This is a genomic window from Pseudomonas sp. TYF_14 (assembly GCF_043105275.1).
In the GTDB taxonomy this organism is placed as follows: Bacteria; Pseudomonadota; Gammaproteobacteria; order Pseudomonadales; family Pseudomonadaceae; genus Aquipseudomonas; species Aquipseudomonas alloputida.
The window spans coordinates 1-16923 of the sequence record NZ_JBICLK010000087.1 but is presented as its reverse complement, the minus strand read 5'-3'; the positions used below and the strand labels follow the sequence as shown (position 1 = coordinate 16923).

The 16923-nt window shown below is 61.6% G+C and carries 17 protein-coding genes; 14 read left to right on the top strand and 3 right to left on the bottom strand.

Features of this window, described 5'->3' with window-relative positions:
• The first annotated feature begins 37 nt into the window (after positions 1 to 37).
• The gene (locus ACF8O8_RS24585) at positions 38 to 1240 is read left to right on the top strand and encodes an NAD(P)/FAD-dependent oxidoreductase (protein ID WP_010953772.1); all 1203 of its coding nucleotides are present in this window, start codon (positions 38 to 40) and stop codon (positions 1238 to 1240) included.
• Positions 1241 to 1308: 68 nt separating this feature from the next.
• Here ACF8O8_RS24585 and ACF8O8_RS24580 read toward each other — a convergent pair whose 3' ends face one another.
• Positions 1309 to 1920, bottom strand: a complete 612-nt coding sequence (locus tag ACF8O8_RS24580) for an FMN-dependent NADH-azoreductase (protein ID WP_392510630.1) — start codon at positions 1918 to 1920, stop codon at positions 1309 to 1311.
• A 133-nt stretch (positions 1921 to 2053) separates the two neighbouring features.
• On the opposite strand from ACF8O8_RS24580, the gene ACF8O8_RS24575 reads away from it, so the two are divergent.
• Together ACF8O8_RS24575 and ACF8O8_RS24570 are read left to right on the top strand one after the other, a co-directional pair.
• Positions 2054 to 2956 (top strand): LysR substrate-binding domain-containing protein, encoded by a 903-nt coding sequence (locus ACF8O8_RS24575; protein WP_003253907.1) that lies wholly within the window; start codon positions 2054 to 2056, stop codon positions 2954 to 2956.
• Complete coding sequence (locus ACF8O8_RS24570; protein ID WP_047605158.1) at positions 2949 to 3308, top strand: MmcQ/YjbR family DNA-binding protein; 360 nt, start codon at positions 2949 to 2951, stop codon at positions 3306 to 3308. The genes ACF8O8_RS24575 and ACF8O8_RS24570 overlap by 8 nt, the downstream gene beginning before the upstream one ends.
• 58 nt (positions 3309 to 3366) lie before the next feature.
• Here ACF8O8_RS24570 and ACF8O8_RS24565 read toward each other — a convergent pair whose 3' ends face one another.
• Positions 3367 to 3780, bottom strand: a complete 414-nt coding sequence (locus tag ACF8O8_RS24565; protein WP_049586170.1) for a DUF1294 domain-containing protein — start codon at positions 3778 to 3780, stop codon at positions 3367 to 3369.
• Positions 3773 to 4603: an undecaprenyl-diphosphate phosphatase gene (locus ACF8O8_RS24560; protein WP_049586319.1), complete on the bottom strand. Its 831-nt coding sequence runs from the start codon at positions 4601 to 4603 to the stop codon at positions 3773 to 3775. Before ACF8O8_RS24560 ends, ACF8O8_RS24565 begins: the two co-directional genes overlap by 8 nt.
• Positions 4604 to 4903: 300 nt before the next feature.
• Between ACF8O8_RS24560 and mcpP the strand changes: the two genes are divergently transcribed.
• The 11 genes from mcpP to ACF8O8_RS24505 all read left to right on the top strand — a co-directional run bounded on the left by mcpP (position 4904) and on the right by ACF8O8_RS24505 (position 16747).
• The gene (gene mcpP / locus ACF8O8_RS24555) at positions 4904 to 6538 is read left to right on the top strand and encodes a methyl-accepting chemotaxis protein McpP (protein ID WP_064491056.1); all 1635 of its coding nucleotides are present in this window, start codon (positions 4904 to 4906) and stop codon (positions 6536 to 6538) included.
• Positions 6539 to 6783: 245 nt separating this feature from the next.
• The gene (gene pnuC / locus ACF8O8_RS24550) at positions 6784 to 7350 is read left to right on the top strand and encodes a nicotinamide riboside transporter PnuC (RefSeq protein WP_392510629.1); all 567 of its coding nucleotides are present in this window, start codon (positions 6784 to 6786) and stop codon (positions 7348 to 7350) included.
• A complete protein-coding gene (locus tag ACF8O8_RS24545; protein WP_010953765.1) occupies positions 7347 to 7916 on the top strand; it encodes an AAA family ATPase in 570 nt (189 codons plus the stop codon). The genes pnuC and ACF8O8_RS24545 overlap by 4 nt, the downstream gene beginning before the upstream one ends.
• Positions 7917 to 8213: 297 nt before the next feature.
• Positions 8214 to 8651 carry a hypothetical protein gene (locus ACF8O8_RS24540; protein WP_014591274.1) on the top strand — a complete coding sequence of 146 codons (438 nt, stop codon included), beginning with the start codon at positions 8214 to 8216 and terminating at the stop codon, positions 8649 to 8651.
• 1 nt (position 8652) lies between these two features.
• Complete coding sequence (locus ACF8O8_RS24535; RefSeq protein ID WP_010953763.1) at positions 8653 to 9231, top strand: hypothetical protein; 579 nt, start codon at positions 8653 to 8655, stop codon at positions 9229 to 9231.
• A gap of 49 nt (positions 9232 to 9280) precedes the next feature.
• Positions 9281 to 10720: a heme utilization protein gene (locus ACF8O8_RS24530; RefSeq protein ID WP_392510628.1), complete on the top strand. Its 1440-nt coding sequence runs from the start codon at positions 9281 to 9283 to the stop codon at positions 10718 to 10720.
• A 61-nt stretch (positions 10721 to 10781) separates the two neighbouring features.
• Positions 10782 to 11462, top strand: a complete 681-nt coding sequence (locus ACF8O8_RS24525) for a C39 family peptidase (protein ID WP_010953761.1) — start codon at positions 10782 to 10784, stop codon at positions 11460 to 11462.
• A gap of 45 nt (positions 11463 to 11507) precedes the next feature.
• Positions 11508 to 12260, top strand: a complete 753-nt coding sequence (locus ACF8O8_RS24520; protein WP_010953760.1) for a hypothetical protein — start codon at positions 11508 to 11510, stop codon at positions 12258 to 12260.
• 46 nt (positions 12261 to 12306) lie between these two features.
• Positions 12307 to 13587 (top strand): hypothetical protein, encoded by a 1281-nt coding sequence (locus tag ACF8O8_RS24515; RefSeq protein ID WP_004577464.1) that lies wholly within the window; start codon positions 12307 to 12309, stop codon positions 13585 to 13587.
• 135 nt (positions 13588 to 13722) lie between these two features.
• A complete protein-coding gene (locus ACF8O8_RS24510; RefSeq protein WP_350297765.1) occupies positions 13723 to 15924 on the top strand; it encodes an LTA synthase family protein in 2202 nt (733 codons plus the stop codon).
• Positions 15925 to 16018: 94 nt separating this feature from the next.
• The gene (locus ACF8O8_RS24505; RefSeq protein WP_392510627.1) at positions 16019 to 16747 is read left to right on the top strand and encodes a DUF899 domain-containing protein; all 729 of its coding nucleotides are present in this window, start codon (positions 16019 to 16021) and stop codon (positions 16745 to 16747) included.
• Positions 16748 to 16923 lie beyond the last annotated feature (176 nt).

Here is a 16923-nt window from a genome sequence, read left to right as displayed (position 1 = left end):
GTCTACCTTGTCCACCGAACTTCAAAGGAGCACAACCATGAAGCAGATCCTGATCATTGGTGCGGGCTTTGCCGGCCTGTGGAGCGCACTCAGCGCCATCCGCCAGCTTGACCTCAACGGCAGCAAGGGCGTCGAGGTCACCTTGCTCGCGCCCCAGGCTGAACTGCATGTGCGTCCGCGCTTCTACGAGCCAGACGTGCATACCATGGCCGCACCACTGCAGGCGCTGTTCGACGCTGTCAATGTCCGTTTCGTGCAGGGCACGGCCTACCACATCGATGAAGCGGCCCGCCGCGTGGGCTATCGCACTCGCAGCGGCACTCGCTGCACCCTGCCCTACGACCGTCTGATCATGGCCTGCGGCAGTGAGCTCGAGCGCCCTGACATGGTCGGCATCGAGCATGCCTTCGACGTCGACAAGCTCGACAGCGCCGCACGCCTGGAAGCCCACCTGAAGTCACTGGCCAGCCTGCCGAACACGCCGGCACGCAATACCGTGGTGGTAGCCGGGGGCGGTTTTACCGGCATCGAGACGGCCACCGAATTGCCGGCCCGCTTGCGCGCGATACTGGGTGAAGACGCCGCGTTGCGCATAGTGGTAATCGACCGCGGCGCCAGGATTGGCGCAGCCCTGGGTGACGGCATTCGCCCAGCCATCGAGCAGGCATGCGAGGCACTGGGCGTGGAGTGGGTTTGCGGTGCCACAGTAGTTTCGGTAGACCCTGCCGGTGTGCAGCTGGACAACGGCCAGCGGATCGACGCCAGCACGGTGGTCTGGACGGTTGGCTTCAAGGCCAACCCGCTCACCGAACAGATCAGCGGCGAGCGCGACAACCGCGGCCGCTTGCATGTCGATGGCAACCTGAAGGTCAAGGGCAATGATGCCGTGTATGCAGCTGGAGACGTGGCCTACGCCACCTGTGACGAGCTTGGCAATCATGCCGTGATGTCGTGCCAACATGCGATTGCGCTGGGGCGCCATGCGGGCAACAATGCCGCTGCCGAGTTGCTTGGCGTAGCACCAACGGCTTACAGCCAGCCCAAGTACGTGACGTGCCTGGACCTGGGGGCCTGGGGCGCGGTGTACACCGAAGGATGGGACCGTGAGGTTTCGCCACCGGAGGACAAGGCCGAAGCCAAGGCGCTGAAGCGCCAGATCAATTCAGTGTGGATTTATCCGCCAGCGGCTGACCGGGCATCGGCCCTGGCGGCAGCTGATCCGCTCATCCCGGTGGCCTGAACGCTTCTACAGGTTGGAGTGGCCTTGTGTTTCGACAGGGCCACGCTTGCAACCAAACGCTCCCTTGATCAGGCAGCCGCAAACAGCTCGCTGGCAATCTGCGCCTGTGCAGCATCGATCGCCTGGCTGCGCTGCTCCGGGCCATAGGCCAGGCCGTGGGCCCGGACGATTTCCAGGTCAGTAATCCCGATGAAGCCCAGGAACACTTTCAGGAAGTCTTCATGCCCGGCGCCAGTCGGCTGGCCAGCGTGCAGGCCACCCGCAGTGGAAACCAGCACCACTTTCTTGTTGCCGCACAGGCCTTGCGGGCCGACTTCGGTGTAGCGGAAGGTCTTGCCGGCGACGGCTACGCGGTCAATCCAGGCTTTGAGCTGGGTCGGCACGGTGAAGTTGTACATGGGCGCACCAATCACCACGGCATCGGCAGCCAGGAACTCTTCGAGCGTCTCGGCGCTCAGCTTGGCTTCGAAAGCCTGGGCCGCGTCGCGTACGTCTTCAGGGGTGCCTGCAGCGACCAGGGTGGCAGCGGAGAAGTGGGCGATGGCATCGGCAGCCAGGTCGCGATAAACCACTTCAACGCTTGGGTCTGCAGCCTTCCAGGCTTCGACCACTTCACGGCTCAGCTGACGCGAGGCGGAATTGTCGCCCAGGATGCTCGAATCGATGTGCAACAGTTTCATGGGACTCTCCTGTGAGTGAAGACCGCAGCTGTGGGCGATCACGATGGGGAGAATCCTACCGAGATGATCAATAGCTGATAAGTAAGCAAAAATGCGTTAGTTTGTCCCACAGATGGAACAGTGAGACTTTCCCATGCAAGACCTTAACGACCTCTTCTACTTCGCGCGCGTCGTCGAAGCCGGCGGATTTGCCGCCGCCGGGCGCCAGCTGGGCATCCCCAAGTCGCGCCTGTCGCGGCGTATCGCTGAGCTTGAAGAGCGCCTGGGCACACGCCTGTTGCAGCGCACCACACGGCAACTCAAGCTCACCGCAGTAGGTGAACGTTACTTGCATCATTGCCAGGCCATGTTGCTGGAGGCCGAAGCCGCCGACGAGACCGTGGCCAGCATGAGCAGTGAGCCGCGCGGGCGTTTACGGGTATCGTGCCCGGTGGCACTGGCACACGCCTTCCTGCCGGATGTGATCAGCCGCTTTCTCGAGCAGTACCCGCTGGTGCAACTGGACATGGTATTGCTCAACCGCCGGGTCGACCTGATTTCCGAAGGCATTGATGTGGCGTTGCGCGTACGCGACCTGGGCGACGAAGACCCGGCCCTGGTCACCCGCCGCCTGCGCCAGGCGCAAATGCAACTGGTGGCCGCACCCGGTTTTGCCGACCACATTCGCGAACCGGGCGAGTTGGCATCATTGCCCGTACTGGGCGCAGCCGAAGCAGACCGGCTGGTACACTTCCGCCTGTTCGGCCCCCATGGCAAACAGCAGGAAATAGCGCTGGAGCCACGCTTGGCGATCGACGATTTCGTAGTACGTAACGCTGCTGTACGTGCCGGCCTGGGGTTCACTGCGCTGCCCAGCATGTTCTGTGAAGAGGAACTGGAACGCGGCGAACTGGTGCGCCTGCTGCCAGACTGGTCGCTGCCGGGTGGCTACCTGCAGGCCGTTTACCCACACAGGCGCGGCCTGCTGCCTGCGGTCCGGGTGTGGATCGACCACCTGGCGGCGTCATTCGAGGCTTGTGGAGAGCGGTATGTCTGAACGGAAGATGAGCGAGGCCCAGGTGGCGGCATTTTGCCTGAGCCTGCCGGGTGCGCGGGAAGACTACAAATGGGGCGGCATCCGAGTGTTTTCGGTGGCAGAAAACAAGATGTTCGCGGTGCTCGACCTGGCGGGTGCCGGGTTGTCGTTCAAGGTAGCCGACGAGCTGTTTCTGGGTTATTGCGATCGACCCGGGATACGGCCGGCGCCGTACCTGGCGCGGGCGCGGTGGGTCAGCATGGCGCCGCCCTACCCCATGGGGCGTGATGAACTGTGTGAGGTGTTGCAGCGGTCGCACCAGCTGGTAGTGCGTCGGTTGCCCAAGCGGTTGCAGGTGGGGTTGGTCATGTGATCGACCTGTTCCGGCCCTTTCGCGGCTTTACCCGCGAAGAGGCCGGTACAACTGCACATCAACCAAGGGGCAGATAACGCCCGTCAAGAAACAGCCAGTCTGCCCAGAACACCTGGTGCAGCAGCACAATCCCCCAGCACACCACCTGGAACGAAACCTTGCGGGTCTTGTGCCGAAACAGCTGCTGCGCCAACAGCGCCCCCGGCCAACCACCGAGCAGCTCACTGGCATGCAGCACTTTCTCGGGTGTACGCCAGGCCTGGTTACGTGCCTGCCGCTTGTCCTGCCAATACAGCAACAGGCTGATCAGGCTCATGGCCGGGTACAACGCCAATGGCCACCAGGCCTGATCGTTCCAGGCCATGCGCGCCGCCCCCAGGCCGGGCAACAGGCAAAGCACGCCCAACAGCAGCAGCTTCAGGCGCACGTTGCGCACGCCTTCAGCCCGTTGCCCACGCAGCGCCTCAGCCATGTGCCGTGGACCAGTCGACCCAACCGAACTGCCAGGTCGCCAGAATGAACAGGCCGAACACAATGCGATACCAGGCAAATGCCGCGTAGCTATGGTTGGCAATGAACTTGAGCAACGCCCGTACGGCAATCATGGCGAAGATGAACGAGGTCACGAAGCCGAGCGCGAACACCGGCAGATCGCCGGGCTGGAACAAGTCGCGGTATTTGTAGCCCGAATACACCGCCGCACCGACCATGGTCGGCATTGCCAGGAAGAACGAGAACTCGGTCGCTGCCTTGCGCGACAGGCCGAACAGCAAGCCACCGATAATGGTCGAACCGGAGCGCGACGTGCCCGGGATCATCGCCAGGCACTGGATGAAGCCTATTTTCAGCGCATGGCTCCAGCGCATGTCGTCCACATGGTCCACCTCCACGCGGTGCTCACGGCGCTCGGCCCAGAGCATGATGACGCCCCCCACCACCAGCGCTGCTGCCACGGTGACGGGGTTGAACAGGTATTCGTGAATAAGGTCGGCAAACAGGACACCCAGTACCACCGCCGGCATGAACGCCAACAGCAGGTTGCCCGTGAAGCGGCGCGCCTTGGGCTGGTTGGTCAGGCCGAAGACCACTTCGAAAATCTTGCTGCGAAACTCCCACACCACCGCCAGGATCGCCGCCAGCTGAATGATGATGTTGAAAGCCATGGCCCGTTCGCCGCCAAAACCGATCAGGTCGGCGACGATAATCTGGTGACCGGTACTGGAGATCGGCAGAAACTCCGTCAGCCCTTCGACCACGCCTAAGATGATTGCCTGGAAGGCAGTCCAAAAATCCATCATTCCCCCGGATGGAGCGCTGCTTGTCGCAGGCCCCTTGTTCTTGATTTGCTTGAAATTGCCTTACACGGCCCGGCTGTTTTACAGCGACTGTTGGGCGCAACGCCAGTAGAAAAGTTCACGCCTGTTAAAGGTTTCATCTTGCGCGGCCGAAATCCTGACAGAGCCCCTTGGCAATCGCTCTACCTGACCCGTTGCAGACTATCACCAACATAGCACTTAGCCATTAGTCGGGTGTGGGCTCACTGCAAAGCATGCTTCGATGCACCTCAATAAAAAGAACAATGCGGGAGCTGATGGATGAACACTCTGAGATCGATGTCAATCAGTCGGCGCCTGTGGCTGATCCTTGTGGTGGCGGTGGCCATGCTGGTGGTACTGGGCCTACTGATGCTGCGGCAGATCCATGGTGACCTGTACCAGGCCAAGGCGGAGAAAACCCGCCACGTGGTGCAGACCGCCGCGGGTGTGTTGGCCTATTACCAAGGCCTGGAAGCTGCCGGCACGCTCAGCCGCGAAGCCGCCCAGCAACAGGCGCTGCAGGTAGTGCGCGCGCTGCGCTACGACCATGACGACTATTTCTGGATCAACGACCTGGGGCCGAAGATGATCATGCATCCGGCCAACCCCAAGCTCGACGGCCAGGACCTTTCCGCCATCCGCGACCCCGATGGTTTCGCCGTGTTCAACGAAATGGTCGCCCTCGCCCGCCAGCAGGACGCCGGCCCGGTCAACTATCGCTGGCCCAAGCCCGGCGCCAGTGAGCCGGTAGCCAAGACCTCGTATATTCAGCTGTTCAAGCCGTGGGGCTGGATCATCGGTTCGGGCGTGTACGTCGATGACGTACAGGCCGAATTCGCTCGCCAGTTGCGCGACGCTTCGCTGGTTGGCGTGGGCATTGCCCTGCTGATGGCGCTGGTGGTCATGCTGATTGCCCGCAGCATCGCCCGCCCGCTGCAGGAAGCAGTGCAGGCGATGGGCAACATCGCCAGCGGCGAAAGCGACCTGACCCGGCGCCTGGACACCCATGGCAGCGACGAGATCACCCACCTTGGCGAGCACTTCAACCGTTTCAACGGCAAACTGCAAGGTGTCGTCGGCCAACTGCAAGGCGCGGCCCACGCATTGGCCCAGTCCGCCGGGCACGTCGGTGACAATGCAGGTGCAGCACAACAGCGCAGTGCCCAGCAATCGTTACAGATGGACCAGGTGGCCACTGCAGTCAATGAGGTGACCTACGCCGTGCAGGACGTGGCCAAGACCGCTGAACAGGCCGCCGGAGAAATGCGTACGGCACAACAACAGGTGACGCACGGCCAGCAGGCTATCCACGGCAGCCTGGCGCAGATCGACCGCCTGTCGCTGACCATCGATGAGGCCGTACAGGTAATCCGCGACCTGGCCGGCCACAGCACGCGCATCGGCGGCGTGCTGGACGTGATTCGTTCCATTGCCGAACAGACCAACCTGCTGGCGCTGAATGCCGCCATCGAGGCGGCACGGGCTGGCGAGCAAGGCCGGGGCTTTGCCGTGGTCGCCGACGAGGTGCGACTGTTGGCTCAGCGTACAGCACAATCGACGGCCGAGATTCATACCATGATCGAGCACCTGCAGAGTCAGTCGGACGCTGCGGTCAAGGCCATAGACACCAGCAGCGAGGCATCGCGCCAGACCGTCGAACAAGCCCGCGAGGCCGGCGCCAGCCTGGACGCCATCAACCAGGTGCTGAACAACCTCACCGCATTGAACGCCTCCATTGCCAGCGCCACCTTGCAGCAGTCGCATGTGGTCGAAGAGATCAACCGCAATGTGCTGGATACTGCCGGGTTGTCGCAGCAGACCGCCGATGCGGCGCGTCAGTCCAGCGATGCCGGGGTGGCATTGGGGCGGTTGAGCGAAGAGCTGGAGCAGTTGTTGCGGCAGTTCCGGGTCTGAGAACAAGCCCTTGGTGGGAGCGGGCAGGCCTGCTCCAGCAGGTATCGAGTGACCTTGAAGCCTGCGCTGCACCTGTGGGAGCGGGCATGCCCGCGAAGGAAACAACGCGGTGGATGGCACCGGCGCTGCCGGTGTTCGCGGGTAAACCCGCTCCTACAACCGGGTATCCCACCGCTGCGCCCTACACCTTCACCGGCCGACCCGCTACAATCTCGCCCCTTCCCCGTAGCCTCCAAGGATCGCCGATGTCCGGCCTTGAACTCATTGCCGCCCTCCTCGGCGTTACCGCTGTCTGGCTCACGGTCAAGCAGAACGCCTGGTGCTGGCCGATCGGCCTGGTCATGGTGCTGATCTATGGCTGGCTGTTCTACGAAGTAAAGCTCTACTCGGGCATGTTGCTGCAAGTGGCCTACGCCATCCTGCAACTGTACGGCTGGTGGCAATGGAAGCGCCCCGACCACGCTGAAGACGCCCGCCAGGTCTCCCGTCTGCCACGCCCGGCACTGCTCACAGGCCTGGCCGCCGGGGTGCTGCTGAGCGCCGCCCTGGGCGCGGCCATGGCCAACTGGACCGATGCCGCCCTGCCCTGGCTGGATGCCACCCTGACCGGATTCAGCCTGGTCGCGCAACTGTGGATGGCGCAGAAACGCCTGCAGTGCTGGCCACTGTGGATCGTGGTCGACATCGTCTATGTGGGCCAACACCTGCATCAGCAGCTGTATTTCACCGCAGGCTTCTTCGCCGTGCTCACCCTGATTGCCGTACGCGGCTGGCTGGAATGGCGGCGCGACCCGGCGGTGGTACAGCCATGAGTGCGCCGCAAGCAATGAAAGTGCTGGTACTGTGCGGCCCAGAATCCAGTGGCAAAAGCTGGCTTAGCGGGGTGATCCAGGCACATTTTGGTGGCCTGGTGGTGGGCGAATACGTGCGTCATTTCATCGACCAGCAATGCCGCGACACCTGCTACGCCGATATTCCCGCCATCGCCCGCGGACAACTGGCATGGGAGGACCGTGCGCGTGAGCAGGCGCCCCCGCTGCTAATCCTGGACACCCACCTGCTAAGCAACATGCTCTGGAGCCACGCACTGTTCGGCGACTGCCCAACCTGGCTGGAAGAGGCACTGCTGGCACGGCGTTACGACCTCCACCTGTTGCTCAGCCCGCAAGGGGTGGACTGGATTGCCGATGGGCAGCGTTGCCAACCCGACCTCAGTGATCGTCAGCGCTTTTTCGACGACAGCCAGGCGTGGCTGAGGCGGCACAATCAACCGCACCAAATACTTGATGGCAATTGGCCGCAACGCCAATTGCTGGCCCTGCAATCGGTTGCTAAGCTGCTTAATAGCGATGCGCCATCATGCCCGACAGAGTGTTAAACCACTGACACACCCCGGTGGGGCAAAGCCCCCGAAATTGCGGGGCTTCCCCCCGTCCTGGGGGCAGTGTCAAGCCCGTGAAACACACTTGCAAAAACCCTTCCCATCAAGGCCACAGCTGACTTTGCCGGCAACGCGCAGGGCAAGCTGTTTCAAGCCTGAGACAGCATGCGCCGCATTTTATCAACCTCTTTTCCTAACTATCTGATCTGAAACGTATTCTAAAAAGCGGCACACCTTCTGCTCTATCGTTCGCATCGCTGAACAGGGCCAGCGCTCAAAGAAGGAGTTGCCGTCGTGAGGAAACGTGACAAACGCCTCTATCACCTATTACTGGTGGGTTGTGTACTGGGGTCACTCAGCCTGACGGCTCAGGCGGACAAGGGGATCATCATCATCAAGCGCGATGTGCAGGTGCGCAACGCGACCATCCCGCCGCTGATTCCAGACCCGAGCCCTACCACCGTCAATGCCAACCCTTCTGCCCACGTGCTCAAGCAAACCAACGAGCTGAGCGATGGCGATTTCGCCAGCATCAGCAGTGGTGCAGGCATCAGCAACCTGGTCACCCAGCAGACCAACAACCTGGGTGGCAACCTCGGCAACCAGAACCAGCTTCCCAACTTGGCGGGCGGACGCGGCACGGGGTCGGGTAACGGTATCTCGAACATGGTCAACTCAAGCGTGCAGCGTGGCCTCGCGCCGCTGCAGATTCTGACCGGCGGGGGCAAGTGAGATGAAGCGCACACTGCTGATGCTGGCCGCCCTTTGCACTGCACCGGCCTTTGCGCAATCCCTGGTTCCGGTCATCAACAACGCCGATATCGACAGCTCCGGCAGCCGCTATCAGGGCAACCTCTCTGTCAACCAGGCCGCAGGTGACAAACAGCAGCAGGTCAATGCGCGCGCCATCGCCGTCGGCCCCGAAGCCAATGCAAGCACCCAGATCCGACAACGGCTCGACACGCCCGCCGACCCCGCGATGGACGCCCGCTCAACCATCCAGGGCAACGCTTTCAGCAACGGCAGCGGCGCCCTGGGCGTCAACCAGAGCGCAGGTGCCAACACCCAGCAAGCCAACGCACTGAGCATCAGCATTGGTGCACAACCGCAAAGCATCGACGACAGCGTCCTCATGCAACAGAACGTGGCGCTGATCAACAACTCAGGAGCAACTGACATTCCAGCAGGCTATCGCCAGGTCACTACCAGTGACCAGGCCTTCACCGGTAGCCGAGGGGTGATCCAGTTGAACCAGAGTGCCGGGGTGGGAAACCGAATGGCCAACACCTTGAGCATCCGGGTCGCGGATTGACCCTGCAGTTAAGAACGACACTTAACCTAATAGCGTACGGAGAATCACCATGAAACCCTCGATGGCAATCAAGCCTCTGGTTTTCGCAATTGCTGCGGTCATGGCTGTTGCTGTACAAGCTGGGCAAAATGATCGGCGTAATGACCACCATAACAATGGTCATCACAATCCTCCACCCACCAAGATCCCTGTGTATGCAACGGCCAATGCCTGGGATACCCAAACCAGTACCCGCAACCGCATCTCCAATCAAGGCACCATCAACGAAGCCGAGATGAGTGACTCTGGCACCGGCTCCAGCGGCAACGTTGGCATAAACGTGGCGGCCGGTAACGGCAACCAGCAAGACAACGCCGCTGCCATTGCCAACGCAGGCTCCGACTCGAGCCTGGACAACAGCTTCGTGTTCGGCATGGCCAGTGCCACAGCTGACGTTGTGCAAACCAGCAGAAACAACCGGGTCGACAACTATTCGACCCAGTCTTCGGCGGTGATGAGCGGCTCAGCCAGCGGGGCTGAGGGCAACATCGGCATCAACGTTGCCGGTGGCGACCTCAACCAGCAGAAAAACACCATGGCCATCGCCAACACCGGTGCTCCGCTGGGTAACGCCACTGCCACGGCTTCGGCCAATCAGGACGGCCCAGGCCTGATTGTAAACAACAGTGCCGACCGCACCTATCGGGTGGATACGATTACCATCACCAAGTCGGCCAGCGGTTCAAGCTCGAAGGAAGGCAGCTTCAACTCGACCGACGACCGCAGCTCGTCTTCGAGCTTCAGCGTCGCCGGTGCGCAAAGCGCCAGTTCCAGCGGCTCCAGTGGCTGGAACGCCAGCGGCTCGCAATCCAGCAATGCCAGCGGCTCCCACAACTCGAGCGCAAGTGGCTCGTTCGGCTGGGGTGCCAGTGGCTCTGCCAGCGGCAGCCACAGCGCGTCGAGCAGCGCCAGCCTGGCAGCTTCGCTGGACGCTGACGTTAGCGCCTCGCGTACCCGTACCACCGACTTTGGTCGTTTCGAGCGTACCGATTCCAGCTCCTTCGATGGCTCGCTGAATGCGTCGCTGGATGTGTCGGTCGACAAGTCGCACGAAAGTGCATACGACTCGTCGTTCGAGAAAGCATTCGACTCCAACTACGACAAGGCGCATCAGTCGTCGTACGACAAGTCCAAAGAGTCTTCGTACACCAAGTCTCACGACTCTTCGTACGAGAATGCTTCGGCGTCCGAGTTCTCGAAGTCTGGCGAGCAATCAAAACAATCCTCGAACGACGTTTCGAAGAGCTACAGCGAAAGCAGCGCCTACGACTTGAGCAATACTGTGTCCTTCCAAGTGCTGACCCCGACCGGCTGGGCCAACCCAGTTACCAACACTGCAACCCTTAGCGGTTCGGTGAACGGTGGCAGCGGTAACCTGGGCGTGAACGTAGCAGCCGGTGTGGGCAACCAGCAAAGCAACTCGCTGGCCATCTCCAACACTTCGTTCTGACCGCTGTGCTTGAGGCCCCCTTCGGGGGGCCTTTCTTCAACACACCGTAAGGCATCCGATCATGCGTATTTTCGCCTTGGCGTTTTTGCTGTGCCTGGCCAGCGTGAGCGAAGCTGCACAAATGCCGCTGTCCGTCCTGCCGGGCGGGGCCGTGGTGTTCAAACCGATCCAGAGCTTGCGCGAACGCAAGTTCGCCGACCTGGTGCAACAAAAGACCGACTTCAGCTGCGGCGCGGCCGCGCTGGCGACCATCCTGCGCCAGGCCTACTGGCTGGATGTGGACGAACATCAGATCATCGAAGGCATGCTGGCCCACGCCGACCAGGACCTTGTGCGCACGCAAGGCTTCTCGATGCTCGACATGAAGCGCTACGTCGAAAGCCTCGGGATGCGTGCCCGCGGTTACCGGGTGGCGCCCGAAACCCTGCACAGTGTGCGCATTCCCGTCGTAGTGCTGATGGATGTGCGCGGCTACAAGCACTTCGTGGTCATGCAGAAAGTCGACAAAGGTTGGGTGTACATCGGTGATCCGGTGCTGGGCCACAAACGATACAAGGTCGACGATTTCCTCAAGGGCTGGAACGGCATCATCTTCGCGGTGATCGGCCAGGGTTACGACAAGAACAACATCCTGCTCGACCCGCCCCTGCCACTGACCGCCAAGGGCCGGGTGAACAACTTCACCCCCGTGCAGGACTCAGAGCTGCTGGACTTCGGCTTCATCAGAAGCGACTTCTTCTAACGACTGTTCTAATGACAAGGAGCATGAGGCTCCAGGGAGCATTTCATGAAGACTTCATTGTGGTTGGCCATCGCCTGCCTGGCAGCCAGCTTGCCCAGTCACGCAGAGGCGTTGAAACCCATTGAACTGAAGGACCAGGAGCTGGCGAACCTGCGAGGCCGCTATGTGATGCCCGGACGAATCGTGAGCTTCGGCATCGTCATGTCCAGTACTTGGCAAAATACAAAAGGGGATGTGATCGGGGCAACGTCCACGCTGCAGGTTCAGCAATCGACCATCAAACCCCAGTTCTATGTCTCGATGATTGACAAAAAAGGCGCAGGTCCGGCGCCGAGCAACGCTTCTGCTGCCGGGACTGGCGTGGTAACGGGCGGCAACGGCCTGACCACCACCGAAGGTGTAACCCAGGTGGTCCGTGCAGCCGGTGACAACAACGCCGCTTACAACAACGTCGATATCAACGTGACCAAAGCCAACCAGGCACCCGCCGTACAACAGCAAGGCCAGGTACTGGCCGCCGGCCAGACCCTGGTCGGGGAAAATGGCGCCGGCGCGCTCAGTGTGTCTTCCAGCGGTGTGGGTGTGCAGCTCAACATCAATGCCAGCAACAACCAGGGCAGCAGCGTGCAACGCCTGGCCCAAGGTGGCCTGCTGCAGAACTCGACGCTGCTTGGCAACGGCAACCTGGTCAACAACGTCACCACCCTGAACGTTGTCATGCGCGAGAGCGTGCCGACAGCGGCTTCCCTCAACGGTAGCCTCGACCAGCTCAAAGGTCTTCGCACCTTCGGATACTGATCTACGCTCAGTCTCATCAAAAGTAGTTGGAAGGGACGGCAACTCCATGTACCGATCTTTTACGCTCAGAGCTTTTGTGTGCTTGACGACCTTGGCCCCCGCCACCGCACTTTACGCAGCCGCCGACCCACAAGTCGAAGCGCTGAAACAGGAACTGATTGAACTCAAACGCCGCTATGAGGCACAGCAACAGGCACTGATGGTGCTGGAGCAACGTGTGCGCCAGGTCGAGGAGGCCCCTGCTGCCGCGCAACCCAAACGCTTGGTCAAGTCTCCGGCCGAGGGGGTGAAAGGTGCGCAGACCGTCGCTTCTGGCGCACCGGGCACTACAGGGAGCTCCTACGGCCAGGCGCTGACAGCCGATTCCGAGCCGGCGCAAAGCGTTTCCAACCTGTATGACGAAGCCAGCGGATTCTTTGGCGGGGGCAAGTTCAGCTTCGAAACCGGCGTCACCTATACCCATTACGATACCCGTGCGCTAACCCTCAATGGCTTTCTGGCACTGGACTCGATCTTCCTCGGCAGCATCAACCTCGACCGGATCAAGGCTGACAACTGGACCTTGGACATGACTGCCCGCTATAACCTGGCGCAGCGCTGGCAGTTCGACATCAACGTCCCCGTGGTTTACCGCGAGTCCACCTACTCGTCCGGTGGTGCGGGGGGGGCCGGGGCAACCACTTCCGATGCCAGCGTGACCCGCGACCCGGAAATCGGCGATATCAACGTCGGGGTGGCCTACAAATTCCTCGACGAGGACGAAACCTGGCCTGACGCAGTGGCCACCCTGCGCATCAAGGCACCGACCGGCAAAGACCCCTACGGCATCAAACTGCGCGAGGTGGACGGCAACAACAACCTCGCGGTACCGGAAAGCCTACCGACCGGCAACGGTGTATGGTCGATCACACCGGGCATCTCGCTGGTCAAGACCTTCGACCCGGCCGTGCTGTTCGGCAGCCTGTCCTACACCTACAACATGCAAGACTCGTTCAGCGACATCAGTCCGCAGGTGAACAGCAAGGTACCGGGTGACGTCAAGCTTGGCGACTCGTGGCAGATCGGCGGGGGCATCGCCTTTGCCCTTAACGAAAAGATGAGCATGTCGTTCTCGGTATCCGACCAGTTCGCCCGCAAGAGCAAGATCAAACCTGATGGCGGCGACTGGCAATCGATCTCCAACAGTGACTACAACGCCGCCAACTTCAATATTGGCCTGACCTTCGCCGCCACCGACAACCTGACCATCGTGCCCAACCTGTCCATTGGTCTGACCGATGACGCACCTGACTTTTCTTTCAGCCTGAAATTCCCTTATTACTTCTGATAGTTGCCATCGGCCGGGCCTGTGCGAACGGGCCCGGCTTTGGTTACAAGCCTTGTAACCGGCCGCCTTCCCTGCCCTGGCCTGATATCATCAAGCACAGATGCATGACGATTTAATGGCAAAAGGGAAGTTTTTGTGAAGAACCTGTCCGACCACCCAAGCACCCGGCTTGCCACTTTGGCGGCTCTGGTGCTGGTGATCCCACTGGGTACGCGCGCCATGCTGGGTTGGTCCAACCCGTTCGGTTACCTGTCCGATCTCGCCCTCGGCAGCCTGTTGATAGTGCTGCTACACCGCAGGCCGTGGTGGCTGGCGCTGCCGGTGCTACTGGCCTGGGCGGCGCTGTGGGTGGCCTCGGCCGAACTGGTGAGCGCAGTGGGCCGACTGCCCACCAGCGCCGACCTGAACTACCTGACCGACCCGCAATTCATGGAGAATTCGACCGGTGGCGGCCTGGCCCATGCCTGGCTCCCCTGGGCCCTGGGTGGCGGCCTGCTGGCCTGGCTGGCCTTTGCGTGGCGCAGCCGTGCTCGGCGTAGCCAGCCACTGCCGCGCAAAGCCTGGGCCATACCCGTACTGCTGTTCGGCGCGCATTGGGGCAGCCAGCAGTTGCTACCTTCCGATGCCGACCAGTGGCGGCAATACAACCTCCCCCACCAGTTGATGTCTGCCGGGGTCGGTAACCTGCAACGCCAGGTCGAAGGCTGGATGGGCCACACGCAAACCTTCACCCCGCTGGCCAGCAGCGGCCTGACTCAATCCGACCTGCATGGGCAAAGGCTGCTTGCCGGCCCGGGAAGCGCCCGCAACTTGCTGGTGATTACCCTGGAAGGCATCCCGGGCGCCTACCTGCGGCCTAACCGCCAGGCGCTGAACAGCCGTTTCAACGAAGACTTGATGCCCAAGCTCAGCAAATGGGCCGAGCGCGGCATGAACACCCCAGACTACGTGCTGCACACCCACCAGACCATCCGTGGCCTGTATGCGATGCTGTGCGGCGATTACGACAAGCTGGCCAACGGCACGCCCAAGGGCGTGGAACTGCTGACCCAGAACCAACGCAACCAGGCCTGTCTGCCGGCACAATTACGCCAGGCCGGTTTCACCACCCACTACCTGCAAGGCGCAGGCCTGCGCTTCATGGCCAAGGACCGCATCATGCCGCACATCGGTTTCGATGCGGTGCATGGCCAGGAGTGGTTCAGCAACAAGAACTACCTGCACTTCCCATGGGGCAAGGATGACCGCGCTTTCTTCGAAGGCGCCCTGGGCTATGTGGGCCAGTTGCAGAAGCAGGACAAGCCATGGATGCTGACGCTGCTCACCGTGGGCACCCACCAGCCCTATTCGGCGCCGGCCGAGTACCTCGAGCGCTTCGACACACCGAAACAGGCAGCCGTCGCCTACCTGGATGACGCAGTCGGGGCATTTCTTGACAATCTCGAGCGCCAGGGCGTCCTCAAGGACACACTGGTGGTGGTGACTTCCGACGAGTCTCACGGCATCGATGGCGTGCGCCTGGCCTCGTCCTGGGGCTTCAACCTTACATTGGCGCCGGAGCAGGCCCAACTGCCAACCATCAAGCGCGGCACTTACGGCCATATCGACCTGGCCACCTCGCTGCTCGACTACTTCGCACTGCCCATTCCCGTCGCGCTTGGCGGTCGCTCGCTGTACCGCGACTACGACAGCGGCCGCGAGATGATCTCCTACACCAACGGCATGCTGCGCTACCACAACGGCCAGGGCCTGTTCACCGAATGTGACTTCCAACAGCGCTGCCGGCGTTATGCCAGTGAGGGCTTCATCGCCGACCAGGCCCGCTACCTTGGGCCGGCCGACAGCCTGCTGGGCCAACAGATCGGTGCCTTGGCCGTGGTACTCGACCAATCCTTGCTGCAAACCCCGCTCAACCTGCGCTACCAGTTCGGCGGCCCTTCGCCGATCAAGTTGCGCAAGCGCATTGACGATGACTGGGCCGACAACCTCATTGGCGCCCAGTATCTGGAAATGCCCGGAGGCTCGCACACCCGCGTGCGGGTCAAGGTCCGCTCGCTGGACCCCAAACGTGCGGCCTACATCCGGCTCAAGGCCAAGCAGTTGGAACAGGACGTGCCGCTGGGCCTGCCAGAAGAGGTAAAGGTCACCACCGACGCGCCACTGGAGATGGAGTTCAGCTTCGACAACCCGACCGAGCGCAAGGCGTTTTCCTTCCACTTGCTGGGCTATGGCGGCGGCAAGGTAGAAGTCAGCGACTTTAGCGTGATCACCGCCCTGCCTGGTGAGGATGACGGCGCCGATGAACGGGCCGAGGGGCATATCGCCCAATCGGGCTGAGCAGATACCGCTCATCGCCCGGCCACCGGTGCTTGTCGAATCGACCTGGTCGTACTCGACCAAGGTGTGAATCCCCCAGCGAGGAGACAGCACCATGAGCACACGCGAAAGCAGGCACCCGGTGGTTTCCCGCAGCCAGTGGCTGGCGGCTCGCCAGCAACTGTGGCTGCACGAAAAAGCGTTTACCCACCACCGCGACGCGCTAACTGCAGCCCGTCGCGCCCTGCCTTGGGTAAAGGTCGAGCAGGATTACCGCTTCTTCGGGCCAAATGGCGCGTTGAGTCTGGCCGACCTGTTCGCAGGCCGCAGCCAGTTGCTGCTTTACCACTTCATGTTCGCCGAAGGCTGGAGCGAGGGCTGCCCCGGCTGCTCTTTTCTGGCCGACCACTTTGACGGCGCCAATCTGCACCTGGCCCACCACGATGTGTCGCTGGTGGCGGTGTCACGGGCGCCGTATGCCGAATTCCAGGCATTTCGCCAGCGCATGGGCTGGCAGTTCCCGTGGTATTCGTCGCATGGCAGCGACTTCAACGAGGACTTTGGCGTCAGTGTCGGCAGCGAAGGCCAGCGGCAGTACAACTATGAGCCGTATGAGGGCAATGAAAGCGAGCTGCCCGGCTTGAGTGCGTTTTTCCGCGAAGGCGACGGCAGCGTGTACCACACCTACTCAACCTACGCCCGCGGGCTGGACATTCTGGTCAACACCTACAACTTCCTCGACATTGCGCCACTGGGGCGCAACGAAGGTGGGACCATGGACTGGGTGCGGCACCATGACCGCTATGAAGGGCAACCGGAAAAGCCTCACTGCTGTCACAGATGATGCTGGCAACACGCACACCTGTGGGGGGCAACTGTCCTGCTCAACATTCGACGGCCTGCGCGGTCGCCCCGTAGGAAGCAGGCTTATGTTGAACAAGGTCTTGAGGAGTTCGAAGCCAGAAGCCAAGACCGGCAGGTCCGGGCTTTGCTTCGCAAAGCCCGGAAACTGGGGTATCA